At 67.2% G+C, this 24,945-nt stretch carries 22 protein-coding genes and 1 tRNA gene; 10 read left to right on the top strand and 13 right to left on the bottom strand.

Going from position 1 to position 24,945, the window contains the following annotated elements; genetic code table 11:
• Positions 1-168: 168 nt before the first annotated feature.
• Together DOM67_RS15140 and attM are read right to left on the bottom strand one after the other, a co-directional pair.
• Positions 169-1,296: a zinc-dependent alcohol dehydrogenase family protein gene (locus DOM67_RS15140; protein WP_110677421.1), complete on the bottom strand. Its 1,128-nt coding sequence runs from the start codon at positions 1,294-1,296 to the stop codon at positions 169-171.
• Positions 1,297-1,423: 127 nt separating this feature from the next.
• Positions 1,424-2,209, bottom strand: coding sequence for an N-acyl homoserine lactonase AttM (gene attM / locus DOM67_RS15135; RefSeq protein WP_110677419.1), 786 nt, complete (start codon positions 2,207-2,209; stop codon positions 1,424-1,426).
• 351 nt (positions 2,210-2,560) lie between these two features.
• On the opposite strand from attM, the gene DOM67_RS15130 reads away from it, so the two are divergent.
• Positions 2,561-2,980 (top strand): secondary thiamine-phosphate synthase enzyme YjbQ, encoded by a 420-nt coding sequence (locus DOM67_RS15130; protein WP_110677417.1) that lies wholly within the window; start codon positions 2,561-2,563, stop codon positions 2,978-2,980.
• 64 nt (positions 2,981-3,044) lie between these two features.
• Positions 3,045-3,527, top strand: a complete 483-nt coding sequence (locus DOM67_RS15125; RefSeq protein ID WP_110677415.1) for a GNAT family N-acetyltransferase — start codon at positions 3,045-3,047, stop codon at positions 3,525-3,527.
• Between the two features lie 97 nt (positions 3,528-3,624).
• On the opposite strand, the gene DOM67_RS15120 is transcribed toward DOM67_RS15125, so the two are convergent.
• The 5 genes from DOM67_RS15120 to DOM67_RS15100 form a co-directional block, all read right to left on the bottom strand.
• Positions 3,625-5,388: an IlvD/Edd family dehydratase gene (locus DOM67_RS15120; protein WP_110677413.1), complete on the bottom strand. Its 1,764-nt coding sequence runs from the start codon at positions 5,386-5,388 to the stop codon at positions 3,625-3,627.
• 360 nt (positions 5,389-5,748) lie between these two features.
• A complete protein-coding gene (araH, locus tag DOM67_RS15115; RefSeq protein WP_110677412.1) occupies positions 5,749-6,750 on the bottom strand; it encodes an L-arabinose ABC transporter permease AraH in 1,002 nt (333 codons plus the stop codon).
• A 69-nt stretch (positions 6,751-6,819) separates the two neighbouring features.
• On the bottom strand, positions 6,820-8,319 hold the full coding sequence (gene araG, locus DOM67_RS15110) for an L-arabinose ABC transporter ATP-binding protein AraG (protein ID WP_110677410.1): 1,500 nt from the start codon (positions 8,317-8,319) through the stop codon (positions 6,820-6,822).
• A 113-nt stretch (positions 8,320-8,432) separates the two neighbouring features.
• The gene (locus tag DOM67_RS15105; RefSeq protein WP_110677408.1) at positions 8,433-9,422 is read right to left on the bottom strand and encodes an arabinose ABC transporter substrate-binding protein; all 990 of its coding nucleotides are present in this window, start codon (positions 9,420-9,422) and stop codon (positions 8,433-8,435) included.
• A gap of 315 nt (positions 9,423-9,737) precedes the next feature.
• Complete coding sequence (locus DOM67_RS15100; RefSeq protein ID WP_110677406.1) at positions 9,738-10,844, bottom strand: aldose epimerase family protein; 1,107 nt, start codon at positions 10,842-10,844, stop codon at positions 9,738-9,740.
• 131 nt (positions 10,845-10,975) lie between these two features.
• On the opposite strand from DOM67_RS15100, the gene DOM67_RS15095 reads away from it, so the two are divergent.
• The gene (locus DOM67_RS15095; protein WP_110677404.1) at positions 10,976-11,950 is read left to right on the top strand and encodes a LysR family transcriptional regulator; all 975 of its coding nucleotides are present in this window, start codon (positions 10,976-10,978) and stop codon (positions 11,948-11,950) included.
• Positions 11,951-11,980: 30 nt separating this feature from the next.
• On the opposite strand, the gene DOM67_RS15090 is transcribed toward DOM67_RS15095, so the two are convergent.
• Positions 11,981-13,273: an FAD-binding oxidoreductase gene (locus tag DOM67_RS15090; RefSeq protein ID WP_110677402.1), complete on the bottom strand. Its 1,293-nt coding sequence runs from the start codon at positions 13,271-13,273 to the stop codon at positions 11,981-11,983.
• 264 nt (positions 13,274-13,537) lie between these two features.
• Here DOM67_RS15090 and DOM67_RS15085 point away from each other — a divergent pair, with 264 nt between their 5' ends.
• On the top strand, positions 13,538-14,299 hold the full coding sequence (locus tag DOM67_RS15085; protein ID WP_110677400.1) for a lipopolysaccharide kinase InaA family protein: 762 nt from the start codon (positions 13,538-13,540) through the stop codon (positions 14,297-14,299).
• A 15-nt stretch (positions 14,300-14,314) separates the two neighbouring features.
• Here DOM67_RS15085 and moeB read toward each other — a convergent pair whose 3' ends face one another.
• The 5 genes from moeB to hemA all read right to left on the bottom strand — a co-directional run bounded on the left by moeB (position 14,315) and on the right by hemA (position 19,140).
• Positions 14,315-15,058: a molybdopterin-synthase adenylyltransferase MoeB gene (gene moeB, locus DOM67_RS15080; protein WP_110677398.1), complete on the bottom strand. Its 744-nt coding sequence runs from the start codon at positions 15,056-15,058 to the stop codon at positions 14,315-14,317.
• Positions 15,059-15,097: 39 nt separating this feature from the next.
• Entirely contained in the window at positions 15,098-15,598 is a 501-nt protein-coding gene (locus tag DOM67_RS15075) for an Lrp/AsnC ligand binding domain-containing protein (RefSeq protein WP_110677396.1), read from the bottom strand.
• Between the two features lie 335 nt (positions 15,599-15,933).
• On the bottom strand, positions 15,934-16,764 hold the full coding sequence (gene prmC, locus DOM67_RS15070) for a peptide chain release factor N(5)-glutamine methyltransferase (RefSeq protein WP_110677394.1): 831 nt from the start codon (positions 16,762-16,764) through the stop codon (positions 15,934-15,936).
• Entirely contained in the window at positions 16,761-17,849 is a 1,089-nt protein-coding gene (prfA, locus tag DOM67_RS15065) for a peptide chain release factor 1 (RefSeq protein ID WP_110677989.1), read from the bottom strand. Before prfA ends, prmC begins: the two co-directional genes overlap by 4 nt.
• Before the next feature lie 16 nt (positions 17,850-17,865).
• Positions 17,866-19,140, bottom strand: a complete 1,275-nt coding sequence (gene hemA / locus DOM67_RS15060; protein WP_110677392.1) for a glutamyl-tRNA reductase — start codon at positions 19,138-19,140, stop codon at positions 17,866-17,868.
• Positions 19,141-19,446: 306 nt separating this feature from the next.
• Between hemA and DOM67_RS15055 the strand changes: the two genes are divergently transcribed.
• The 6 genes from DOM67_RS15055 (at position 19,447) to DOM67_RS15030 (ending at position 24,931) form a co-directional block, all read left to right on the top strand.
• On the top strand, positions 19,447-21,210 hold the full coding sequence (locus tag DOM67_RS15055; protein WP_110677385.1) for a tetratricopeptide repeat protein: 1,764 nt from the start codon (positions 19,447-19,449) through the stop codon (positions 21,208-21,210).
• A complete protein-coding gene (lolB, locus tag DOM67_RS15050; protein WP_110677383.1) occupies positions 21,185-21,877 on the top strand; it encodes a lipoprotein insertase outer membrane protein LolB in 693 nt (230 codons plus the stop codon). The genes DOM67_RS15055 and lolB overlap by 26 nt, the downstream gene beginning before the upstream one ends.
• Positions 21,874-22,737, top strand: a complete 864-nt coding sequence (gene ispE / locus DOM67_RS15045; RefSeq protein WP_110677382.1) for a 4-(cytidine 5'-diphospho)-2-C-methyl-D-erythritol kinase — start codon at positions 21,874-21,876, stop codon at positions 22,735-22,737. The genes lolB and ispE overlap by 4 nt, the downstream gene beginning before the upstream one ends.
• A 123-nt stretch (positions 22,738-22,860) precedes the next feature.
• Positions 22,861-22,935 (top strand) — tRNA-Gln (locus DOM67_RS15040).
• A gap of 273 nt (positions 22,936-23,208) precedes the next feature.
• Complete coding sequence (locus DOM67_RS15035) at positions 23,209-24,150, top strand: ribose-phosphate pyrophosphokinase (protein WP_188115131.1); 942 nt, start codon at positions 23,209-23,211, stop codon at positions 24,148-24,150.
• Positions 24,151-24,283: 133 nt separating this feature from the next.
• Positions 24,284-24,931 carry a 50S ribosomal protein L25/general stress protein Ctc gene (locus tag DOM67_RS15030; protein WP_110677375.1) on the top strand — a complete coding sequence of 216 codons (648 nt, stop codon included), beginning with the start codon at positions 24,284-24,286 and terminating at the stop codon, positions 24,929-24,931.
• Positions 24,932-24,945 lie beyond the last annotated feature (14 nt).

The raw sequence follows: 24,945 nt of genomic DNA, 5'->3' as shown, positions 1-24,945 counted from the left end.
CTAGCAGGCCCTGCGCCTGTTGCTTCTGCCATCGCCCCCGCACGGCCGCCATAGCCCCAGGGCGGATGCCAGAGATCCGCGAGCGACCGCGCACGCCCCATGAAACGACACCGCCCGCGCCGAGAGGGCGCGGGCGGTGGGGGTTCCAGCAGAGGGCGTGGCTGTGAGTCAATCGAAGTCGATGATCTGGCGGATCGCTTCGCCGCTGGCGAGACGATCGAAGCCGAGATTGATCTCGTCGAGGCGCAGCCGATGGGTGAGCAGCCGCTCCACCGGCAGCCGGCCGGCGCGGTAGAGTGCGATATACTCCGGCACGTCCAGCGACGGCACGTGCCCCCCCAGATAGGAGCCCTTGAGGGTACGCTCCTCGGCGACCATCCGCGTGGGGCTGATGGCGAAGCGCACGTCCGGATGCGGTAGCCCCGAGGTCACGGTGGTGCCACCACGGGCGGTACACTCGTAGGCGAACTCCAGCGCCTTGGAGACACCGGCGAACTCGGCGGCGATATCCACCCCGCCGCCACTGATCTCGCGCACCTGGTCGATGGCGTCGGCATCGCCGCTATTGACCACATGGGTAGCCCCCATCGCCTTGGCGGTCTCCAGCTTGTCGGGGGCGATGTCGGCGGCGATCACATGGCGGGCGCCGCCCCCGGCAGCCCCCATCACCGCCGCCAGCCCGACCCCGCCGAGCCCGACCACCAGCACCGACTGCCCCAGACGCAGGCCCGCGGTATGCACCACCGCACCAACCCCGGTGAGCACCGCGCAGCCGAACAGCGCCGCGATATGGAACGGCAGATCGGCGTCGATCCGTGTCAGCGAACGCTGCGAGGCCACGGCATACTCGGCGAAGCCGGAGACGCCGATATGGTGATAGATCTTCTGCCCGCCCTTGTGCAGACGCATGCCGCCCCCCAGCAGATGCCCCGCGCCATTGGCCACCTGCCCCGGCGCGCACAGCGCCGCGCGTCCCGAGAGACACGAGGCGCAGCCCCCGCAGCTGGGCGCGAACGAGAACACCACGTGATCGCCGGGGGCGAGATCCTCGACGCCGTCGCCGACCTCGACCACCTCGCCGGCGGCCTCGTGCCCCAGCACCATCGGCAGCGGCCGCGGCCGATCGCCGTTGATGGTGGAGAGATCCGAGTGGCACAGCCCGGCAGCGCGCATGCGCACCAGTACCTCGCCGCGCCCGGGCGGATCGAGCTCGACCTCCTCGATCGACAGCGGCTGCGACTCCCGGTACGGGCGTGGCTTCTGCATCTCGTGGATCACGGCTGCATGCATTTTCATCGCGACTTCCCTATTCAGTGGATCGACCCGGCACGCCTCGGCACGCCGGGTACGATTGGCCTTCGTGTCTCAAGCGCTTCTCAGGCCCAGTGCTCAACGTTTCATGCATGGCCCAGTGCTCAACGTTTCATGCATAGTACTCGGGCGCGTGACGGAAGGTCGGCCACGCCTCCGGGTCGTGCCCGGTGACCACCAGCGCCCCGGTCTTCTCGGCCAGCGCATGCAGCTTGCGCACAGAGCGCACCGTATCCACGGTCGAGGCAAGAAAGCCCGGCAGCGCCTTCTCATCCCAATGATCGGTGGTGTAGGCCGCATCCACCGCCAGCAGAACCGGACCGGTTTCGGGGAGCTGGAGCAGAAAGCTGGCATGGCCGGGGGCATGCCCCGGGGTGAAGATGAAGCGGATGCTGCCGTCGCCGAAGACGTCATAGCCGTCGTCGCCATCCTCCAGCAGATGCCACTTCAATCCGGGGCGATCGAAATCGGCACGGATATAGCCACCGGCGGAAAACCAGTCCGGGGCCATCGCATACTCGTATTCGCATCGCCGCACGATATGCGTGGCGTTGGGAAAGCGCCCGGTGGCCCCGGTGTGATCCAGATGCAGGTGGCTGTGCAGGACATAGCGGACCTCCTCGGGCTCGATGCCGAACGCCTTCAGTGCCTGAACGCACCCCTCCTCCTCCCGCATTACCGGCCAGTAGACCGCGGTGATATCGCCCCAGTGCTTCTCCGGATCGCTGGCGCACTCGACGGCACAGCCACCATCGATGACCACATGTCCCTGCGGATGCGTAATCAGATACCAGGGCACGGGGATCTCGTACTCATCCAGCCCCGCATTCATCTTGATATTGCACACCCGGCACTTGAGCGTGCCGGTCTGGAACATGTAAAGACGTGGGGTAGTCATGACGCACTCCTGGTTTGAACACACGGAGATGACATTGCCGCTGGCCGCGGCACGCGTAGCGCGCAAGGTGCAACGACCGCGAGCGCCGTCGCTCCTCGCAGCCGGGCGACTGAACGTGTCAGAGTAGGACACGGCCAAACGGCATGAACAGCGGACTTTGGTCCCACGCATGCACTCTCTCAGAGGGTGTTTACAAATTCGGCGAGCGAAGGCAAGACAAGGCAAAATCGGTCGAAAAAGCGGAGTTTACATGGGGTAAATGAGCATTTTGAGGCCGATTTTAACGCCGTATTGCCGAGCGCAGGCATTTTGTAAACACTCTCCCAGCACACTCACGGAGACGTCTCAACCATGTGGCACCGTCAGCCATTCACGCTCTCCGCGCGCCCGCGCGGCTTTCATCTGGTCACCGACGAGATCCTGGCGGCCCTGCCACGGCTGGCCGAGATCCGTACCGGCCTGCTCCATCTCCAACTGATGCACACCTCGGCCTCGCTGACCCTGAACGAGAACGCCGATCCCGACGTGCGCCATGACATGGCACTGTTCGCCGCCAGGATCGCCCCCGAGCGCCTCGACGGCCTGCGTCATACCCTCGAAGGCCCCGATGACATGCCCGCCCACGTGTTGGCCAGCCTGTTCGGCACTCAGCTGACCCTGGCCGTGGACAACGGCCGCCTGCTCACCGGTACCTGGCAAGGCATCTGGCTCGGCGAGCACCGCCAGCACGGCGGCGCACGCCGGATCACCGCCACCCTGACGGGCGAGTGACCTCGACAGCCCCGACCGCGAATCCACCCGGAAAAGCGCTCACCGCTACACTCTGGAGCTATGCATGCCCAACATTCATATTCGCCCCGCCACCCCTGACGACGTGACGCAGATTCTCGCCTTCGTCCGCGAGCTCGCCATCTACGAGAAGAGTGAGCACGAAGTCGTGGCGACCGAAGAGAGCATCGCACGCTCGATCTTCGCCCCACAGGCCACGGCTCACGCCCTGATCTGCGAGCGCGACGGCCAGGCCATCGGATTCGCGGTGTACTTCTACAACTACTCCACCTGGCTGGCGAAGAACGGGCTCTTCCTGGAAGACCTGTATGTCACCCCGGAATCGCGCGGCACCGGCGCCGGCAAGTCGTTGCTCAAACATCTGGCGCAGATCGCGGTGGAGCGCGACTGCGGCCGCTTCGAGTGGAACGTTCTGGACTGGAACGAACCGGCCATCCAGTTCTATGAATCGATCGGCGCCAAACCGCAGAGTGAGTGGATCGGTTATCGCCTGACCGGCCAGGCGCTACAGGATCTCGCGGCATCCTGATCGCCCGCGGCCGGCGGAGCCGAAAGGTGGCACCCTCAAGGGCAACGGGCTTCCGACGCTGGCGTTCTCCCCCTGGCACTCTCCCTACCCACGGCGTTCAGTGCGAGTGCCGCGGCACCTCGGCGCCGCGGCAGCCGCGCAGGAAGTCGAAATCACAGCCCTCGTCGGCCTGCAGCACGTGCTCGATATAGAGCTGGCGATAGCCGCCGCTGCTGGCGATCTGGCTTGATGCCGCAGTGGGGTCGGCCACGGCCAGGCGTCGTGCGATCTCGGCGTCGTCGACCTCCAGCTCGAGCTTGCCGCTGTCGCAGTCCAGGCTGATCCAGTCGCCGTTCTCGACCGCCGCCAGCGGGCCGCCGGCAGCCGCTTCCGGGGCCACGTGCAGCACCACGGTGCCGTAGGCGGTGCCGCTCATGCGGGCATCCGAGATGCGCACCATGTCGGTGATACCCTGCTCGAGGATCTTCGGGGGCAGACCCATGTTGCCGACTTCGGCCATGCCGTGATAACCCCGCGGCCCACAGTGCTTCATCACCAGGATGTCGTCCGGCGAGACCTCCAGATCGGGATCGTTGATGCGCGCCTTGTAGTCATCGAAGTTCTCGAACACCACCGCCCGCCCGCGATGGGTCATCAGCGCCGCGGTCGCCGCCGAAGGCTTGAGCACCGCACCGTTGGGCGCCAGGTTGCCACGCAGGATGCAGATCCCGCCATCGTCGCGCAGCGGATTGTCGAGCGGTCGGATCACGTCGTCGTTGTAGAGCGGCGCCTCGCACACGTTCTGCCACAAGGTACGGCCATTGACCGTCAGCGCGTCCGGGTGCGGCAGGCGGTCGGCGTCGCCCAGGCGCTTGAGCACCGCCGGCAGGCCACCGGCGTAGTAGAACTCCTCCATCAGGTAGCGCCCGGAGGGCTGCAGATCGACGATCGTCGGCATGCCGCGCCCCATCCGGGTCCAGTCGTCGAGGGTCAGATCGACCCCGATACGCCCGGCGATCGCCTTGAGATGGATCACCGCATTGGTCGAGCCGCCAATGGCGGCATTGGTGCAGATGGCGTTCTCGAACGCCTCGCGGGTGAGGATCTTCGACAGCTTGAGATCCTCGCGGACCATTTCGACGATGCGATTACCGGAGAGGTGGGCGAGCACGTAGCGGCGCGAATCCACCGCCGGAATGGCGGCATTGTGGGGCAGCGACACCCCCAGCGACTCGGCCATGCAGGCCATCGTCGAGGCCGTGCCCATGGTGTTGCAGGTGCCGGCCGAGCGCGACATCCCCGCCTCCGCCGCCATGAAGTCGTGCATCGAGAGCTTGCCCGCCTTGACCTGTTCGGAGAGCTGCCACACCACCGTACCGGAGCCGATGTCCTTGCCCTGATGCTTGCCGTTGAGCATCGGCCCGCCGGTGACCACGAGCGCCGGAATGTCGCAACTCGCCGCCCCCATCAGCAGTGCCGGGGTGGTCTTGTCACAGCCCACCAGCAGCACCACGCCGTCGATGGGATTGCCGCGGATCGCCTCCTCGACGTCCATGCTCGCCAGATTGCGGGTGAACATCGCCGTGGGGCGCAGGTTGGACTCGCCGTTGGAGAACACCGGGAACTCCACCGGATAGCCCCCCGCCTCGAGCACCCCCTGCTTGACGTGCTCGGCGAGCTTGCGAAAGTGCGCGTTGCAGGGCGTCAGCTCCGACCAGGTGTTGCAGATGCCGATGATCGGCTTGCCCTGGAACTCGTGATCGGGAATGCCCTGATTCTTCATCCAGCTACGGTACATGAAGCCGTTCTTGTCGGCCCGGCCGAACCACTCCGCAGAGCGCAGTCGCGGGGTCTTGTCAGCCGTGTCGCCAGCATCGCTCATCTCGTCTCTCCTTGGTCCGCCGTGGCCGACAACGCGGCCCCGTAGCGTCTGGTTCGGGTCAGGGTCATGCCGGTACCAAGCCCCAGAGGGGACACCCCCGGAGCGGCGTGTACACGCTCTGGCATGAACGCCTCCTTATGGGTCCTGGCGGTGAGCCGGTCATCCTGGCGTGTCAGCCTGCACATTACGGGCGAAACTCAATAACCAACTAATAGCAAATCATCCACGCATTGATACGCTTTTGAATATCATTTGTGCAACACGGTTCACCCGCCTGGTGCGCCCCGGCGCCACCTGCGGACACCCTCAGACCAAAGTCGAATCACCAGAGACCAAAGTCGTAGGCCGAGTCGTCACCTCTCAGCCGGCCCGCCGCGACTGCTTCCAGCGGTCGAACATCACCGCCAGCAGCAGGATCGCGCCGCGCACCAGGTATTGATAGAAGGTCGGCACGTTGAGCAGCCCCATGGCGTTCTGCACGCAGCCCATGATCAGCACCCCTACCAGCACGCCGGTGATCGAAGCGACCCCACCGGAGAGCGACACCCCGCCCAGCACGCAGGCCGAGATCACCGCCAGCTCCAGCCCCTGGGAGGTATTGGGATCCCCCAGCCCCATGCGCGAGGTGAGCAGGACGCCGGCGATCCCCGCCACCAGCCCCTGCAGCGCGAAGACGGTGATCTTGAGCCGGCGCACGTTGACCCCGGCCAGCGCCGCGGCCTCGGCGTTGCCGCCGGTGGCCAGGGTATTGCGGCCGAAGGCGGTCAGATTGAGCACCACGCCGAATACCACGAAGCAGGCGATCATGGTCCATACCGGCAGGGTCAGGCCGAGGAAAGCGGCACTGCCGAGATCGAAGAAGCCGGGTACGGTGATCATCACCGCATCGCCGCCGGAGGTGATGTAGGCCAGGCCGCGCACGAACTCCATCGCCGCCAGGGTGGCGATCAGCGAGTTGATACCGAAGCGCGCCACCACGAAGCCGTTGAAGGCGCCCACCGCGGCCCCGGCGGCGATCCCGACCAGCACGCCGACAGTCACGCTGCCGGTATTGGAGGTGACCATCGCCGCCACTACGCCGGCAAAGGCGACGATCGAGGCGACCGACAGGTCTACCTCACCCAGGGCCAGCACCATCATCATGGTGGTGGCGATGGTGCCGATCAGGGTCACCGAGAGCAGCAGGCCGACGATGTTGCGTCCGGTCAGGAAATCCGGCACCAGCACCGAGAGACCGATGAACAGCAGCACGAACACTGCGATCAGCCCCGAGGTATCGAGCAGGGTGCGCAGCGGCTTGGGCAGCCCGCGCCGGCCCACCGCGGCCGGCGCTGCCTGGGAGACGAGTTTGTCACTGGACATGCGGGGTCATCCTCTGGAACGGAAAGGGTCGATGAAGATCGCCGGCGTCGAACTCGATCGGACAGCGGCTCACGCCGGCAGCGCCAGGCCGAGCAGCCGCTCGGGGGTGGCCTCCGCACGCGGGACGACCTCGATCAGTTCGCCGTCGCGCATCACCCCGATGCGGTCGCAGATCGAACTCACCTCGGCGAGGTCGCTGGAGATCACCAGCACGCTCTTGCCCTGCTCGGCGAGATCGTAGAGCAGCGCATAGATATCACGGCGGGCGCCGACGTCGATGCCGCGGGTCGGCTCGTCCATCACGAACAGCTCGATCTGCTCGGCCAGCCAGCGCGCCAGGATCACCTTCTGCTGGTTGCCACCGGAGAGATTGGCGATCGGCGTGCGCGGCCCGGGGGTCTTGATCCGCAGCTGGCGGATATAGTCGCGGGCGTTCTCGGTCTCGCGGGCGACATGGCGGAACACACCCCAGCGGCGGAAGAAGCGCCGGCAGCTGATATTGAGGTTGTCGGCGACGCTGGCCACCGGAAAGATCCCCTGGGACTTGCGGTCCTCCGGGCACATCGCGATGCCGGCACGAATCGCCGCCTGGGCACTGGCGAAACGCCGCGCCTCGCCGGCGAACACCACCTGCCCCGCCGAGGCACGCTCAGCGCCGCAGACCAGCCGCATCAGCTCACTGCGCCCGGCGCCGACCAGCCCGAACAGCCCCAGCACCTCGCCGCGGTGGATCTCCAGCGATACCGGAGCACGCACGCCGCGGCCCTCGAGTCCTTCCAGGCGCATCAGCACCTCGCCCTGGCGGCGCGGGCGATAGCCGTAGACGTCCTCGATCTCGCGTCCCACCATCTCGCTGACCAGGGTGTCGTGATCTAGCCCGTCGAGGGTCGGATGGGTGCGAATATGGCGACCGTCACGGAATACCGTGACCGCATCGCACATCTCGAACACCTCCTCCATGCGATGAGTGACATAGAGCACCACCCGGCCCTCGTCGCGCAGCCGCGCCACGATCCGCTTGAGATGGCGCGTCTCCTGTACCGACAGCGAGCTGGTGGGTTCGTCGAAGGCGATGATGCGCGCATCGCGCAACAGCGCGCGGCCGATCTCGATCATCTGCTGCTGGCCGATGGAGAGCTCGCGCACCTTGGTCGCGGGGTGAATGGCGCCCTCGCCCAGCTCCTCGAGAATGGCCAGCGCGCGCTTGCGCAGGGCTCGCCGGTCGACCATGCCGTAGCGCACCGGCAGCTGGCCCAGCAGCAGGTTCTCGGCCACCGACAGGTTGGGTGACAGGGTCAACTCCTGGTAGATGATCGCCACACCGCGGGCGAGCGCCTCGCGGGCGTTGGTGAACACCTGGCGCTCGCCGTCGATCCACAGGGCGCCGTCGGTGACCTTGTTGACGCCACTGAGCACCTTGAGCAGGGTCGACTTGCCCGCGCCGTTCTCGCCCATCAGCGCGTGCACCTGGCCGCGATGCGCCTCGAAGCTGACCGCGTCGAGGGCCTTGACCCCGGGAAAGGTCACCGTGACGCCCTCGACGCGCAGATAGGCTGGGGAATTCGCCATCTCGACTCTCCTGGTCGCGGCCTTGAAGACCGCCGGGGTGAACACTGGGGAAATGCAGAGCGACCGATGAGACTGGCCACGGCGGCGCCTGGCGGCACCGCCGCGTCACGCGCTCAGAGCCCCAGGTCCTCGCGCACCTGCTGCCAGTTGTCGCGGGTCATCAGCGTGCCGGTGGTCTCGGTATTGGCCGGGGGTTTCTTGTCCTGGGTGATCCAGGTATAGAGATTGTCGGCGCTCTGACGCCCATGCATGGTCGAACTCACCGCCACGGTGCCGTAGAAGCCGGTCGGCTTCTGGCGCGAGAACTCGGCGAAGGCCGCTCCCGAACCGTTGATCCCCACGCCGATCACCTGATCCGGAGAGAGGCCGTACTGCTCGCTGGCCCGCACGCCGCCGAGCACGCTCTCCTCGTTGAGGGCATAGATCACCCAGTGCTCGAAACGCCCGTTCTTGGAGAACACCGGCGAGGCGGCGGCGAAGGCGCTGCTGGTGTCGGTATTCTGCTGCGGCGCATCGAAGATGTTCTGCTCGACGAAGCCGGCATCGAGCAGCGCATCGGTGGCGCCGTCGGTGCGCGCCTTGGCGGTGGGCAGCTCGTTGTTACTGATCCGCAGCGCCGCGACCTGCTGCGGGTCCCAGCCGCGCCGCTGCATCTCGGCGGCGATCGCCTCGCCTACCTGACGCCCGATCTTGTAGCCCGACATGCCCAGATGGGGCACGTCCGCCATCGGCTTGCCATCGGCGCCCAGGAACTGGTCGTCCACGGTCACCACCTTCATGCCGTACTGCTTGGCGCGGTTGGCGATCGCCGGTCCCAGGCGCACGTCCGGCGGACAGATCACGAAGCCCTGCGCCCCCTGGGAATTGAGATTGTCGATCGCACTCAGCACCTGCTGACCATCCTCGCCGGACAGCCGCACCACCTTGAAGCCCTTCTCCTGGCCGAGCTTGGTCGCCGCATCCTGCTCATTGATGAACCACGCCTGCTCCGGCTTCTTGACGATAAAGCCGATCTTGACCTCGTCCTGCGCCAGCGCCGGCGTGAGACACAGGCTCAGGCTGACGCCCAGCGCCAGCAACGACGGTATGACCTTGCGATTCATGCGACTCTCCCCCTGCCCTCGTGGGCGCGTGGTTATCGTTATTGGCGCGCCGGGAGCCGGCGCCATACGCGCTCGACGATAAGCGCTGCCGCAATAACCAACTAATAACGAGGAGCCCAATTTGCGATACGCAAATGGATATCCAACGAGAGAGACCTGAGGTACAGCGCGGGGCCGCCACCGGTAGCGGCTCGATGGCGCCAGACTAAAGTCTTCCGAGACTTTCGTTAACAGCGTCAACTAACCCCGGAAAGCCCCGCCTCGGATGAGTCGCCGTTCCACGCCGGACGAACCAGTGACACGGGACGCGAGGTGTCAGTCGGAAGCGGCGAGGCAGGAGAAGCGATAGCGGGTGCGCGAGCGATAGACCTCTCCCGGCTGCAGGATGGTGCCGGGGAAAGCGGGTTGATGGGGCGAATCGGGGAAGTGCTGGGTCTCCAGTGCCAGCCCGGCATGCCGCCGGTAGGGCTGGCCAGCCTTCCCTCTCAGCGTGCCATCGAGGGCGTTGCCAGCGTAGAACTGGATGCCCGGCTCGCTGGTGGCAACCTCGAGCACCCGGCCACTCTCGGCCTCGATCACCTGCGCAGCGACTCTGAGACCCTGGTTATCGGCCTCGTCGCCATCGAGTACGAAATTGTGGTCATAGCCGCCGGCCCGAACCAACTGCGGGTGGTGCTGCGCAAGCCGTGCACCGATCGCCGTCGGCGTGGTGAAATCGAAGGGTGTCCCGGCCACCGGCGCGATCTCGCCGCGGGGAATCAGCTGCTCATCGACCGGGGTAAAGGCGCTTGCCGCCAGCATCAGGCGGTGGTCGAGCACATCACCGCTGCCCTCGCCGCGCAGGTTGAAGTAGCTGTGCTGGGTCAGATTGACCGGGGTCGCTCGCGTGGTTTCGGCGTGATAGGCGATCTTGAGGCTGTCGTCATCGCCCAGCAGATAGCGGACCCGCACACTCAGCCGCCCCGGATAGCCCGCCTCGCCATCGTCGCTGACACGGCTCAGTATCAGGCCACTGCCGCGGGCTTCGACGAAGGTGTCAGCCTGCCACAGACAGCGGTCGAATCCCGGGTCGCCGCCATGCAGCGAGTTGGCGCCGTCATTGCTGGCCAGCCGGTAGCGCTGGCCCTCCAGACTGAACTCGGCGCCGCCGATACGATTGGCGTAGCGTCCGATCAGGGCACCAAAGTAGGGGTTGGCCTGACGGTAGGCCGGCGAGAGATAATCGGCCAGCGAATCGAAGCCGAGCACGATGTCGTCGAATCGCCCCTGGCGATCCGGTGTCTTCAGCGAGAGGATGATGCCGCCGTAGTCGGTCACCCGCAGCTCGATGCCGCTGGCATTGGTGATCCGATAGCAGCTGACCGGGCGCCCATCGGGCAGGGTGCCGAAATCACTGCGCTGGATGTTGGCAGGCAAGGACATGGGGACTGGGACTCTTTTGGCAGAGGGAATCCGCGGCGACCGGGGCCGCCGACGGGTTGTCGCGCCGATTGAGCCTGTGCCAGACCGCGATCGCTATCGGTAAAACGTCGAATGGAGGCATCACCCAGCGCATGAAATCCCGACCCGAGGCCCCGCTGCCCGCCGACTGGTTCCTGAAAGCACGGCTCAAGTTCCGCCACCTGCAGCTGTTCGTGACGCTCGACGAGTGCCGCAACCTGCATCGCGCGGCGGCACAGCTGGGCATGAGCCAGCCCGCCGCCTCCAAGCTCCTGGGCGATATCGAAGGGCAGCTCGGGGTCAGTCTGTTCGAGCGCCACGCCCGCGGCGTGACGCCCAACTGGTACGGCGAGATCCTGATCCGCCACGCCCGCAGCATGTTCACCTCGCTGGCCCAGGCCGGCGACGAGCTCAACGCCTTCAGCGCCGGCAACGCCGGTACGGTATCGGTGGGCACGGTGCTGGCACCGGCGGTCACCCTGCTCGCCAGCGCAGTCGAGCGCGTACACCGTGACAGCCCGCACCTGCAGGTCAACATCGATGTCGACGTCAGCCACAATCTGGTGCCGCGACTGCGCGACGGCGAATTCGATTTCGCCATCGCGCGCATCCCCAGCGCCCTGCCCGCAGGCGACTTCGTGTTCGAGGAGATCGGCGAGGAGGCGCTCTGCTTCATCTGCCGCCACGACCATCCGCTGACAAGAGTCGAGATACCGACCCTGACCGCTATGCGCGACTACCCCTGGGTGCTGCAGCCGACCGGCTCACTCATGCGCCAGCGGGTGGAACATCTGTTTCTGCACTTCGGCGTCGCGCCCCCCGAGCGCATCATCAACACGCCGGACATCTACATGGCACTGGCGATGGTCGACAAGTCGGAGGCGATCACGGTGACGACCCAGGAGGTCGCCGAGCTGCTCTGTGCCCAGCCGCGCTTCGCCACCCTGCCCTTGCCCGAGGCGCTGAGCGTCCAGCCCTACGGCCTGATCAGCCTGCGCGAGCGCCGTCTCTCCCCCGGCGCGGCAAGGCTGATGCACGTGCTGCACCGGATGATCCGCGACTACCGCAGCAACCCGGGCAAGCGCTGACAAGACCCGCGCTCGCTCAGGGACAGCGACTCAAAGGCGGTCGCGCAGTCGATAAAAGGTCGTCGCCAGCGCCAGCAGCGGCACTCGCCAACGCTCGCCACCGGGGAAGTGGCGATGGCGGATGGCGGCGAAGTCGTCGAAACGTTCGAACTGCCCGCCGATCGCCTCGGCCAGGATCTGACCGGCGAGGCCGGCCAGGGCCATGCCATGCCCGGAGTAGCCCTGGGCGTAGTAGAGATTGTGGCCGATCCGGCCCAGGTCGGGGGCACGATTCAGGGTGATGCCGACATCGCCGCCCCAGCGATAGTCGATGCCGACGCCGCGCAGCGCCGGAAACAGCGCCTGCATCTTGTCACGCATGCGCCGATCGAGCCCGCGCGGCTCGCGCCCGGTATAGCTCACCTCGCCGCCGTAGAGCAGGCGTCGGTCGGCGGAGAGACGGTAGTAGTCGAGCACGAAGTTGGCATCCGAGACCGCGGCATCGGTGGGCAGCAGGCTCGCCGCGCGCGTCTCGCCCAGCGGCTCGGTGGCGATGATGTAGTTGGCCACCCGCATGATGCGTCCGGTCAGCGCCGGTACCAGGTTGCCCAGATAGGCATTGCCGGCGACCACCACCGCGTCGCAGCGCACCTCGCCAGCCGCGGTGGCGACCCGCGGCCTGTCGCCCTGGATCACGTCGAGGGCGCGGCTGCCGGGATGCAGCTCGGCCCCGGCGTCCTGGGCAGCGCGGGCCAGCCCCAGGGTGTAGTTGAGCGGGTGCAGGTGACCGCCACCGGCATCGTAAAGACCGCCCAGATAGCGCGGGGTGCGCACGTGGGCGGCCAGCGCCTCGCGATCGAGCCACTGCTCGCCGTGGTAGTCGAAGGTTCGCGCCATGTAGTCGGCGTGCTCGCGCATCGCACTCAGGTGGCGCGGCTTGACCGCCGCATGCACGTAGCCCCAGCGCAGATCGCAGGGAATCGCGTGGGTCTCGATCAGTGTCTGGGTCAGACGCACCGCCTCGCAGCTCATCGCCCACAGCCGACGCGCCGCATCGCGCCCCACCGCCTTGTCGATCACCGGCATCTCGGTACCGAAGCCAGGCAGAATCTGGCCGCCGCTGCGCCCCGACGCGCCATGACCGATCTCCCCCGCTTCGAGCAGCACCACCCGGTAGCCGCGCTCGGCCAGATGCAGCGCCGCCGAACAGCCGGTGACGCCACCACCGATCACGCAGACATCCGCCTTGACCTCCCCCCGGAGCGGCGCGGCGGGGGCGAGATCGACCTGGCGACTCGCCCGGTAGTAGGAAAGCGGCGCCTGGGCCGTGGTCTGGGCTGTCATCGGGACATCGAACTCCACCAGTGGAAAGGGGGGCGGCCAGAGCCGCTACGCGATCCGGACACCGAAACCCATACAGGGGTTCGGGTGCAGGATGCACTTCTACTACACCACTCACGCCGGACACACGACTGAGTCCGGGCGCATGAAAGATTAAGCTCGGCTTAAACGAAATGTTAAGATCGGATGAAATCGCGAGGCGTAAGGTAGCGTCGTCAGCCATCGACGATACCACGCTCCGCCCTGGCCACAAGTTAGAGAACGCCCGTGAAACGCTTCCTCTCCGCCGACGCCCGCCCCTACTTCGCCGCCAACGAGCTGACCGACTTCGACGCCCTCTGGTCGCTGTCGCTGACGCCGGTGGACGCCCCCAACCTGGAACGTGGGGGCCACTCGGAGGTGTGCCGCATGACGCTGGAAGCCCCCGGCCTGCCGCCGCGGGACTTCTTTCTCAAGCGCCAGACCAACCATCTCGGCCGCAGTCTAAGCCGCCCCTGGGGTGAGCCCACCTTTGCCCGCGAGGCGCGCAATATCGCCGCCTTTCACCGTCTCGGCATTCCGGCACTGGAGAGCGCCTACTTCGAAGAGCGCCGCCGCGACGGACGCTGGCAGGCGATCCTGGTAACCCCGGCGCTGAGCGGCTACACCGACATGATCGAGCATCACGCCCACTGGGAGACCCTCGAGCCAGCCACCCGGGACGCCATCGTCGACACCTGCGCCGACCTGCTCGGTACCCTGCACCGCCGCCGCTGGCGCCACGGCAGCCTCTACGCCAAGCACGTCTTCCTGCGCCCGTCGGCAGAGGCGGCCAGCGGCTTCGAAGCCCGCTTCATCGACCTGGAAAAGTCACGTCCGCTGCTCAATGCCAGACGCGAGAAGCGCCGCGATCTCGAGGTATTCGCCCGCCGCCTGCCGCAGTGGCGCAGTGCCACCTGGCGTCGCTTCCTCGGCCGCTATCTCGCGCGTCCGGCGGACAGCGCCGAGGTCGAGCGCTGGCTCGGTGCGCTGACGCTGCCCAACCGCTGAATCCCGGCCTGACCGTCAGCGCGGCCCGCAGACCGGGCAGGCCGGGTCCCGCGGCAGCGAGAAGTGGCGCCACTCGCCGTTCAACGCATCGAAGGTGGAGAGCCCGCGGTGCGGGCGGCCGGCGCCACTCAGCCACTTGAGCGCTTCCAGCGCCTGGAAGCTACCGATCACCCCGACCAGCGGTGCGATGACGCCGCTCTCGGCGCAGCTCAGCGCCTCGTCATCGCCCTGCTCGCCGTAGAGGCAGGCGTAGCAGGGGCTGTCGTCGGCCTGGTCGAACACTGCCAGCTGGCCCGAGAAGCGGATCGCGGCGCCACTGATCAGCGGCGTACGGCTCGCCACGCAGGCGCGGTTGATGGCGAAGCGGCTGCTGAAGCGGTCGGTGCAGTCGAGCACCAGGTCGGCCTCGGCGACCGCCGCGGCGAGCGTTTCGCCGCTCAACCGCGCCGTCATCGGGACCGCCTCGCAGTCTGGATTGAGCGCGCGCGCCGCGGCGCACGCCGAATGCGCCTTGGACTCGCCCAGACTGGCCTGGGTATGCGCGATCTGACGCTGCAGGTTGGAGAGTTCGACGTGGTCGTCATCGGCGATGCTCAACCGCCCGACCCCGGCGCTGGCCAGGTAGAGCGCCGCCGGCGACCCCAGCCCGCCGGCCCCCACGATCAGCACATGGGCATCGAGCAGGCGCTGCTGCCCCTCGATGTCGATCTCGTCGAGCATGATATGGCGGCTGTAACGCAGCAGTGCTTCATCGTTCATCGTTCGTCCCTTGGCGCCCGTACCGCGCCAGCGGACGGGCTACTTCTCTTCCAGCCGGTCGAGGTCGGGGATCGGCAATGCCAGCTCCTCCTTGACCTCTTCCATGACCACGTAGCTCTTGGATTCTTTCACGCCGGGCAGGGTCAGCACCACATCGCCCAGCAACTGACGATAGGCCGACATCTCGGGAATACGGCACTTGAGAATGTAGTCGAACTGCCCGGAAACGAGATGACACTCCTGGATCTGCGGCAGCTTGGCCACCGCGCGGCGAAACTCGTCGAACACCGCGGGTGACTGCGTGTTCAGGCTGATCTCGACGAACACCAGCAGCTTGGCGCGCAGCGCGCCGGGGTCGAGCACCGCCTTGTAGCCGCGAATGATGCCCGCTTTCTCCAGACGTTTGACCCGCTCCAGGCAGGGCGTGGTGGAGAGCCCCACCTGGGCCGCCAGGTCGACGTAGGAGATGCGCGCATTCTCCTGCAGGCAGCGCAGAATGTTGAGATCGATCCGATCCAGCGATCGTGATTTGGCTTTCATTTGCTGTCGTTGTTCCAAGCCGGTGGCAGTATGAGTGACGATTCCCCACCCGCCGCACACGGCGACAGCCAGCATGCCCAGCCATCCGAGATGGCAACGCCAGCCAACGGTGCTTACGGGTAAGGGGGCACTATTACTAACACGATGTCACATGCCAGCTCCAGGCGCGCGCAGGACTTGAGGAAACGCTGTATCAGCAGCGGTCGGAGATAGGTATAGGGAATGGAGAGTGGGGGAATGGCGAGTGGGGAATAGAGGCCGGGTGGATGGAGGTCGGGTGGATGGAGGTCGGGTGGATGGAGGCTGGCGCGTCCTCCCCGGCTTGCCGTCGGGTTTCAGCCCCAGCGGCCACCGCTGACCCGATCGTGGCCACCCAGGTCGGTGAGCGACGTGATCTCGCCGTAGCCCGCGGCGCTGAGCAGCGCACGCACCGCGCCTGCCTGGGTATAGCCGTGCTCCAGCCATAGCCAGCCACCGGGCTCGAGATGATCCGGGGCGCTTGCCACCAGTGCGCGCAGATCGGCCAGGCCGGCGTCGGCGGCAACCAGCGCCCGGCGCGGCTCGAAGCGCACATCATCCCGACCGAGATGGGGATCATCGGCATCGATATAGGGCGGATTGGAGACGATGATCGCGAAGCGCTCCCCGGCCAGCGCGTCAAACCAGTCGCTGGTGACGAAGCGCGCATTGTTCAGCCCCAGGCGCGCCGCATTGGCGCTGGCCAGCGCCACCGCCTGGGGCTCGACATCGGCCCCCAGAACCCGCCAATCGGGGCGCTCGCTGGCGAAGGCGAGCGCGATCGCGCCGGTACCGGTGCCGAGATCGAGCAGCGCGCCCTGCGCTGCCGTGGCCACCTCCAGCGCTGCCTCGACCAGTCGCTCGGTATCCGGACGCGGGATCAGCGTGGCCGGCGAGGTATCCAGCTCGAGCCCCCAGAATTCGCGCCGCCCGGTCAGATAGGCGACCGGCCAGCCCGCCGCGCGGCGTTCGACCAGCACCTCGAAGCGCATCTTGCTCGCCGCCGGCAGCTCGCGATCTCCCCAGGTGTAGAGCCAGGTGCGATCCACCCCGTGGGCGTGCATCAGCAACACTTCGGCATCCAGGCGAGCGCTGGGCGAGGCGCTCAGGCGCTGGGCTGCCTGACGCAGCGCCTCGTCGGCGGTCACGCCTCGCCCTGCAGTGCTGCCAGCTGGTCGGCCTGATACTCGTTGACCAGCGGCTGCACCACCTCGTCGAGATCGCCCCCCATCACCTCGCCCAGCTTGTAGAGCGTCAGATTGATACGGTGGTCGGTGAGCCGCCCCTGGGGAAAGTTGTAGGTACGGATACGCTCGCTGCGATCCCCCGAGCCCACCAGCGAGCGCCGGGTATCGGCCTGCTGCTGGCGCTGGGAGTCGACCGCTGCCTGCTTGAGCCGGGCGGCCAGCAGCGACATCGCCTTGGCCCGGTTCTTGTGCTGACTGCGCTCTTCCTGGCACTCCACCACCAGCCCGGTGGGCAGGTGGGTGATGCGGATCGCCGAGTCGGTGGTGTTGACGTGCTGACCGCCGGCACCGCTGGAGCGGAAGGTATCCACGCGCAGATCGTTGGTGTTGATATCGACCTCACCGACCGCGTCGGCCTCCGGCATCACCGCCACGGTGCAGGCAGAGGTGTGGATGCGCCCCTGGGACTCGGTCGCCGGGACCCGCTGCACGCGGTGCGCGCCGGACTCGAACTTGAGCACAGCGTAGACGCTGTCGCCCTTGACCCGGGCGATCAGCTCCTTGTAACCGCCCTGCTCGCCGTGGCTGGCGCTGACCACCTCGATACGCCAGCCGCGGCGCTCGGCATAGCGCGAGTACATCCGGAACAGATCGCCGGCGAAGAGTGCGGCCTCGTCACCGCCGGTACCGGCACGGATCTCGAGGAAGACGTCGCTGCCATCGTCCGGATCCTTGGGCACCAGCAGGCGCTTGAGCGCCTCCTCCTGGGCGGAGAGGCTGGCACGGCCGGCGTGCCACTCCTCCTCGGCCAGCTCGCGCATCTCGGGGTCGCTGTCCTTGAGCATCTGCTCCGCCGCCTCGATATCGCCCTCGGTGCGGCAGTAGTCGCGCCAGGCCTCGACCAGCGGCTCGAGTTCGGCGTACTCGCGGGAGTAGTCGCGAAAGCGCGGCTGATCGGCGATCACGTCGGGCTCGGAGAGCAGCGCGGAGAGTTCTTCGAAACGTTCACGGAAGGCGTCCAGTCGTTCGCGCAAAGACGCTTTCATGCCCATCCCTGTATTTTCATACCGAGTCCTGTGTCGTGGCGGGGGCGCCGACGAGCAAGCTGTCGGCGGCCTGGATGATGTCGTGGCGGGACTGCCCGGAGGCTTCGCGCAGGCGCAGCGTGGGGCCGTGCATCAGCTTGTTGGCGAGCTGATGCGAGAGGCGCTTGATCACCGCTTCCGGGTCTTCACCGCGGGCCAGTTGGGCCAGCGCCTCGCGCTCGGCAACCTCGCGCAGCGACTCGCCGTGCTGACGGTAGCGCCGGATCAGATCGCCGGCACCGCGCACCCGGCGCTCGTGCAGCCACTGCTCCACGCCGTGGTCGATCAGCGCCTCGGCCTGACGCGCCGCCACCTCCCGATGACGCCGATTTTCGGCGATCACCTGCTGCAGATCGTCGACGCTGTAGAGGAAGACATCGGCGAGATCGCCCACCTCCGGCTCGATGTCGCGCGGCACCGCGATGTCGACCATGAACATGGGCCGGTGGCGCCGCACCTTGAGCGCGCGCTCGACCATGCCCTTGCCCAGAATCGGCAGCTCGCTGGCGGTGGAGGCGATGACGATGTCCGCCTGTTCCAGCGCATGGGGGATGTCGCTGAGCTCGATCGCCCGGGCACCGCAGGTCTCGGCCAGCGCCTGCGCCCGCGGCAGGGTGCGGTTGGCCACGGTCAGTCCCATGATGCCCGCCTCGCGCAGATGCCGCGCGACCAGCTCGATGGTCTCGCCGGCGCCGATCAGCAGCGCCCGGGCCCGGCCGAAGTCATCGAAGATGCGACTCGCCAGGCTGACCGCGGCGTAGGCCACCGACACCGGGTTCTCGCCGATCGAGGTCTCGGTCCGCACCTGCTTGGCAATCGAGAAGGTCTGCTGGAACAGCCGCTCCAGCTCGCTGCCGAGCCCGGCGTGCTGCCGTGCGATCTGATAGGCATCCTTGAGCTGGCCGAGAATCTGCGGCTCGCCCAGCACCATCGAATCGAGACCCGCAGCGACCCGCATCAGATGACGGGCGGCCTCGCGCTCATGGTAGTGGTAGGCGCAGCTCAACAGATCCTTCGCCGGCATGCCATGGAAGTCGCCGAGCCACTCCACCAGTTGACGCTCGCCGTCGTCCACGGTGATGCAGTAGAGCTCGGTGCGGTTGCAGGTCGACAACACCGCCGCTTCGCGCACGTCAGGCAGCGCCCGCAGCTGAGTCAGCGCGGATTCGAGCTGCGCCGGCGAAAAGGCGACGCGCTCGCGCACGTCGACAGCGGCGGTCTTGTGATTGATACCCAGAGCTAGCAGCGTCATGAAATCACGGTCAAAAATCTTGCAAGGGTCGAGGCGCCATCGCCACCTGTCGTCTCAGGCAAGCGGGCGGGTGAGCGGATCCGGCGATGTCAGGTCGCGGCCCGCGCGCTTACCGCACTGCGGCATATCCTGCCCACGGCCATCGACGGCCGCGCCATTTTAGCACAGCCTAAAGACACTTAGCAGGCAACCCGTCCGTGCGCCCCTGCGTCATTGCTGCACGCCCTCGCACCAGGGCGATGCGCCGAGATTGACCCGCGACCGCCAGCCGTTATGCTGAGTCGATCGACTGATCCCGAGGACGGCATGCCCAAACGTCTGTTATACGCCGCCGGCTGCGCGGCCCTGCTGGCCGGCTGTCAAAGCATGTCGGCCGACCCCGCCGCCCCCGCTGACGACCCCATGGCCTCGGCACCGCCGATCACCCGCGGTTTCGACGCCGCAGGTCTTTCGCAGGTGCTGCTGTCGGAGATGGCCGGGCAGCGTGGCGACTTCCATCGCGCGGCCACCGGTTATCTGGCCGCAGCCGAACGCTATCGCAGCGCGGCGCTGGCAGAGCGCGCCACGCTCGCCGCACGCTACACCGACGATACCGCCCTGCTCGCCACTACCGCCTCACTCTGGCAGCAGTACGCCCCTGACGACAGTGCCCCGGAAGAGCTCCTCTCGGGCATCGCCATCGATCGCGGAGACTGGACGGGGGCGCTGCGCCACCGCCTCGAGCTGGCCCGCGACGGTCAGCCGGCGCGCCTGCTCGAACTGATCGAGCTGGCGATCGAGGCGCGCACCCCGTTGGCACCGCTGCGCGACCAGTTGCAGACGTTTCTTGCCACGCACCCGACACAGCTCGACGCCCAGCTGGCCACCGCACGGCTGGAAGCCGCCAGCGGCGACGCCGATGTGGCCCAGCAACGTCTGGCCCGGCTGACCCGAACGCACGCCGCCGAACCGCTGCTGTGGCTGACCCGCGCCCAGATCGCCCTCGAAGCCGGCGACAATGCCCAGGCCGCGGATCTGGCCCGGCGCGGTCAGGCCCTGGCCCCGGACGACGCCCGCTTCGTGCTGGCCCTGGCCCAGGCCGAGATCGCCGCCGGCGATCTCGATGCCGCCGAGACTCAGGTGAACCGGCTGCTGGCCGAGCACGACGACGCCCCCAGCCTGCGTCTGGGGCTGGCTCAGCTCTATCTCGAGGCGGGCGCCCTCGACCCGGCGAAACGGCTACTGCTGCCGCTGCTCGACCGCGACGCCACGCCGCCGGCCGCCTATCTGCTGCTCGGCACCATCGCCGAATCCCAGGACGAGCCCGACAACGCCCTGCTCTACTATCGCCAGGTGCCGCCGGGGCCAGGCTTCGCCGAGTCCCGGGCGCTGGCGACACAGATGCTGGTCGCGGCCGGGCGCCTCGACGACGCCGAGGACTTCGTGCGCATCGAGAGCCTGCGCCATTCGCGCCAGCGTGCACTGCTGACCCAGATAGGCCTGCAGGCGCTGGACGCTGCCGGCGACGGCGAGCGCGCCGACGCCCTGCTCGCCGACAGTCTGAAACGCGATCCCGACAACAGTGACCTGCTCTACACTCGGGCGATGCGCGACTTCGCCCAGGGCGATGTGGATGCCATGATCGCTACCCTGCGCGGCATCATTGCCCGCGAGCCGGACAACGCCGCTGCGCTCAATGCCCTCGGCTATACGCTCGCCACCTCGAGCGATCGCTACGACGAGGCCTTCGGCCTGATCCAGCGTGCGCACCAGCTGGAACCGCAGAACCCGGCGATCCTCGACAGCCTCGGCTGGGTCCACTTCAAGCGCGGCGACACCGACAAGGCGCTGGGCTACCTGCGCCGCGCCTACGCCGGCCAGCCCGATCAGGAAGTCGCCGCACACCTGGCCGAGGTGCTCGCCGCCAAGGGGCGCGACGACGAGGCAAGAGCGCTCGTCGCGCGCACCATCGCCGCCAGCGACAGCCACCCGGATATCGACGCGCTGCTCAGCCGCTACCCCCGTTTGACCCCTTCACCCGCTTCGGATTCGACAGGACGTCCCGATGACACCAGCGTTCCCGGCCACTGACCGGCCCAGAGCTTCACGTGCGACCCCGTTCACTCTCTCGGCGTGCGCGCCACGCCACTGGCGGCTGCTGGGCGCTGCCGCCCTGAGCCTGTGGCTGGCGGGCTGTGCCGGCCAGACCACCGCGCCCAGCGCGCCGCGCCAGGCCGACGACTGGCAGCGCCAGCAGGCCCGGCTCGAAGCGCTCGACACCTGGACCCTGGCAGGCAAGGTGGGCCTGCGCACGCCACGTGACAACACCGGCGCCAACCTCGACTGGACCCAGACGCCGCAGCACTATCGCATGCTCATCAGCGGCCCCTTCGGCACCGGACGCAGTGTGCTCGAGGGCCGCGCCGGGGCGGTCAAGCTGACCACCGGCGATGGCTCCTTCCGCGCCAGCTCGCCGGAAGCGCTGATGCAGCAGCAGCTCGGCTGGTCGCTGCCGATCTCGGCGCTCGACTACTGGGTACGTGGCCTGCCGGCACCGGGCGCAGCCCACGACGAGACCCGCGATGACCTCGGCTTCCCGGCGCAGCTGCGTCAGGCCGGCTGGACCATCGCCTACCGCGACTGGACCTACGCCGGTGGGCTATGGCTGCCACGACGCCTGGTCATGACCTATGACGATATTCGCGCCCTGCTGGTAGTCAACGAATGGCAACCCGGGCAGGCGGACACCGCGCCATGACGCCCTGGGTCCTGCCGGCTCCGGCCAAGCTCAATCTGCTGCTGCGCATCACCGGACGGCGCGCCGACGGCTACCACGAGCTGCAGACGCTGTTCCAACTGCTCGACTACGGCGACACCCTCAGCTTCACCCCGCGCGACGACGGCGTCATCACCCTGGGCCCGGCGCTGACCGGGGTCGAGCTGGAGGAGAATCTGATCGTGCGCGCGGCGCGCCTGCTGCAGCGCGAGACCGGCTGCCGTGCCGGCGCCGACATCGTGCTCGACAAGCGCCTGCCGCTGGGCGGTGGGCTGGGTGGCGGCAGCTCCGATGCGGCCACCACCCTGGTTGCGCTGGATCGTCTGTGGCACCTGGATCTGGGGCACGAGCGCCTCGCCGCGCTGGGGCTCAGCCTGGGCGCCGACGTGCCGGTGTTCGTGCGCGGCGACAGCGCCTGGGCCGAGGGCGTGGGAGAACGCCTGGTGCCGGTGGCACTGGCCGAGCGCTGGTTCGTGGTGATCCATCCGGGGGTGGCGGTCTCCACCGCGGCGGTCTTTGGCCATCCCGGTTTGACACGTGACAGCGCCACCATTAGTATGCGCCTCGCACTCGACGGGGCCACCCCCGAGACGGTGTGGCGCAACGACTGCGAAAGCGTCGTCCGCGCGCTCTATCCCGAGGTCGATCGCGCCCTCGCCTGGCTTTCCGGCCATGCTGATGCGCTCCTCACCGGGACCGGCGCCTGCGTCTTCTGCTCCTTCGCGGATGAAGCCTCGGCCGATGCGGTCATCGCCGATGCACCCGAAGGGTGGCAGATCTTCAAGGCCCGCGGCGTGGCTCGCTCACCGCTGCATCACGCCCTGGAGATCGCGACGGCCTGACGATGAAAGTCACGCGCCACGGTGCAGGGTTCTCATGCCCCAAGCGCCCATGAGCGTGGTTTTTTGTCCACGGCTAGCCAACGGTCGGCGCTTTTACGCATAATATGCGCTGCCGACGATTGCTGGGGTATCGCCAAGTGGTAAGGCACCGGTTTCTGGTACCGGCATTCCCAGGTTCGAATCCTGGTACCCCAGCCACTTCCTTGACTTTTTGCAAGCCTGCATACGGAACCCGGGACGCGATGGCCACTCTGCCCACACGACTTCCCTACCGGCGTTGCTGCTGCTTTTCCTGTCGTCTCGTGATTGCCGCCCTGCGCCTCCCGCGTCTGGTATCGGTGCTCGTGGCGTCATGCCGCCGGTTTCTCGGCACGCCCTGTCAGACCCCGTCTTCCCCCTGCGGTCTTGCCCGTCTCTGCTCCAATCGAATGTCCCAACTGACCTTCAAACAGCTCTCAAAGGTGGCCGCGCGTGTCTAAATTGATGGTTTTCACCGGTAACGCCAACGCTGCGCTGGCGGCGAAAGTGGCCGAGTGCCTCGACAACCGGCTCGGCCACGCCACGGTCGGCCAGTTCAGCGACGGTGAGATCGCCGTCGAGATCAATGAGAACGTACGCGGCAAGGACGTCTTCATCCTGCAGTCGACCTGCGCACCGACCAACGACAACCTGATGGAGCTGATTCTGATGGTCGACGCGCTGCGCCGCGCCTCGGCAACCCGAATCACCGCCGTCGTGCCCTACTTCGGCTATGCGCGCCAGGATCGCCGCGTGCGCTCGGCGCGCGTGCCGATCTCGGCCAAGGTGGTCGCCGACATGATGGTCAAGGCCGGCGTCGACCGCGTCATGACCATGGACCTGCACGCCGATCAGATCCAGGGCTTCTTCGACGTGCCGGTGGACAACGTCTACGGCTCGCCGATCCTGCTCGACGACATCGAGCGCCAGAACTACGACGACCTGGTGGTGGTCTCCCCCGACGTCGGCGGCGTGGTGCGCGCACGCGCCATCGCCAAGCAGCTCAACGTCGACCTGGCGATCATCGACAAGCGCCGCCCGCAGGCCAACCAGGCCCAGGTGATGCACATCATCGGTGATATCCAGGACCGCACCTGCGTGGTGGTCGACGACATGGTCGACACCGCCGGCACCCTGTGCAAGGCCGCCGAGGCGCTCAAGGGCCACGGTGCCCGTCGGGTGGTCGCCTATGCCACGCACCCGATCCTCTCCGGTCCCGCGGTCGACAATATTAGTGGCTCGGTGCTTGACGAACTCGTGGTTGCCGATACCATACCGCTCTCCGAACCTGCACGTCGCAGTGGCAAGATCCGTCAGCTGACGGTCGCCGGCCTGATCGCCGAAGCCATTCGCCGTGTCAGCAACGAGGAATCCGTCAGCGCGATGTTCCACTGAACCGGGTCATCCCGGGCGGGAACGCGCGCCGACACACAGGCGACTGCCGTGATGGCAGTCGCGCCAATGGAGACGGCACGGCCTGGTCGCGGGCGGTGCCGTACTCCTTTTCTATCGATAGAGGTGACAACTCATGTCCCATTACACCCTGACAGCCAATGTTCGTACGGAGCTGGGGAAAGGTGCGAGCCGCCGCCTGCGCCGCAAGAACGAACAGGTCGCCGCGATCATCTACGGTGGCGAAGCCGCCCCGCAGCCGATCACCATCGACAAGCCGGCCTTCTACAAGGCGATCGAAGACGAAGCCTTCTTCTCCTCGATCATCGATATCCAGATCGACGGCAAGAGCGAGCAGGTCGTCATCCGTGATCTCCAGCGCCACCCGTACAAGGCCCTGGTGACCCACGCTGACTTCATGCGCGTCGATGCGACCCACGAGCTGACCCTGAACGTCCCGCTGCACTTCCTCAACGAAGAGAACTGCAAGGGCGTCAAGGACGAAGGCGGCGTGATCCACGTGCTCAACAACGACGTCCAGATCAGCTGCCTGCCGTCCAAGCTGCCGGAATACCTCGAAGTCGACATCGCCAACCTGGGCCTCGGCGAGACCATCCACCTTTCCGACCTCAAGCTGCCGGAAGGTGTGACCCTGGTCGAGCTGAGCCACGGCGAAGAGCACGACTCCGGTGTGGTCAGCGTGACCCACCCGACCGTGGCGCGTGACGACGAAGTGGCCGGTGAAGGCGTCGACGAAGACGGCGAACCGAAAGACGAAGCGTAAGCTTCACCGCAAGA

Origin of the sequence: Salinicola sp. RZ23 (assembly GCF_003206675.1) — a bacterium.
Lineage (GTDB): Bacteria > Pseudomonadota > Gammaproteobacteria > Pseudomonadales > Halomonadaceae > Salinicola > Salinicola endophyticus.
This window is presented reverse-complemented; position numbering and strand designations above follow the sequence as displayed.

What these genes read in the sequence shown, in the direction of transcription:
- DOM67_RS15125 (WP_110677415.1), top strand. Translation starts at nt 3,045, where the DNA reads ATGCCCAACATTCATATTCGCCCCGCCACCCCTGACGACGTGACGCAG.
- DOM67_RS15140 (WP_110677421.1), bottom strand. Translation starts at nt 1,296, where the DNA reads ATGAAAATGCATGCAGCCGTGATCCACGAGATGCAGAAGCCACGCCCG.
- DOM67_RS15105 (WP_110677408.1), bottom strand. Translation starts at nt 9,422, where the DNA reads ATGAATCGCAAGGTCATACCGTCGTTGCTGGCGCTGGGCGTCAGCCTG.
- DOM67_RS15075 (WP_110677396.1), bottom strand. Translation starts at nt 15,598, where the DNA reads ATGAAAGCCAAATCACGATCGCTGGATCGGATCGATCTCAACATTCTG.
- moeB (WP_110677398.1), bottom strand. Translation starts at nt 15,058, where the DNA reads ATGAACGATGAAGCACTGCTGCGTTACAGCCGCCATATCATGCTCGAC.
- araG (WP_110677410.1), bottom strand. Translation starts at nt 8,319, where the DNA reads ATGGCGAATTCCCCAGCCTATCTGCGCGTCGAGGGCGTCACGGTGACC.
- lolB (WP_110677383.1), top strand. Translation starts at nt 21,185, where the DNA reads ATGACACCAGCGTTCCCGGCCACTGACCGGCCCAGAGCTTCACGTGCG.
- DOM67_RS15095 (WP_110677404.1), top strand. Translation starts at nt 10,976, where the DNA reads ATGAAATCCCGACCCGAGGCCCCGCTGCCCGCCGACTGGTTCCTGAAA.
- prfA (WP_110677989.1), bottom strand. Translation starts at nt 17,849, where the DNA reads ATGAAAGCGTCTTTGCGCGAACGACTGGACGCCTTCCGTGAACGTTTC.
- attM (WP_110677419.1), bottom strand. Translation starts at nt 2,209, where the DNA reads ATGACTACCCCACGTCTTTACATGTTCCAGACCGGCACGCTCAAGTGC.
- DOM67_RS15030 (WP_110677375.1), top strand. Translation starts at nt 24,284, where the DNA reads ATGTCCCATTACACCCTGACAGCCAATGTTCGTACGGAGCTGGGGAAA.
- DOM67_RS15130 (WP_110677417.1), top strand. Translation starts at nt 2,561, where the DNA reads ATGTGGCACCGTCAGCCATTCACGCTCTCCGCGCGCCCGCGCGGCTTT.
- DOM67_RS15100 (WP_110677406.1), bottom strand. Translation starts at nt 10,844, where the DNA reads ATGTCCTTGCCTGCCAACATCCAGCGCAGTGATTTCGGCACCCTGCCC.
- DOM67_RS15090 (WP_110677402.1), bottom strand. Translation starts at nt 13,273, where the DNA reads ATGACAGCCCAGACCACGGCCCAGGCGCCGCTTTCCTACTACCGGGCG.
- hemA (WP_110677392.1), bottom strand. Translation starts at nt 19,140, where the DNA reads ATGACGCTGCTAGCTCTGGGTATCAATCACAAGACCGCCGCTGTCGAC.
- ispE (WP_110677382.1), top strand. Translation starts at nt 21,874, where the DNA reads ATGACGCCCTGGGTCCTGCCGGCTCCGGCCAAGCTCAATCTGCTGCTG.
- DOM67_RS15055 (WP_110677385.1), top strand. Translation starts at nt 19,447, where the DNA reads ATGCCCAAACGTCTGTTATACGCCGCCGGCTGCGCGGCCCTGCTGGCC.
- araH (WP_110677412.1), bottom strand. Translation starts at nt 6,750, where the DNA reads ATGTCCAGTGACAAACTCGTCTCCCAGGCAGCGCCGGCCGCGGTGGGC.
- DOM67_RS15120 (WP_110677413.1), bottom strand. Translation starts at nt 5,388, where the DNA reads ATGAGCGATGCTGGCGACACGGCTGACAAGACCCCGCGACTGCGCTCT.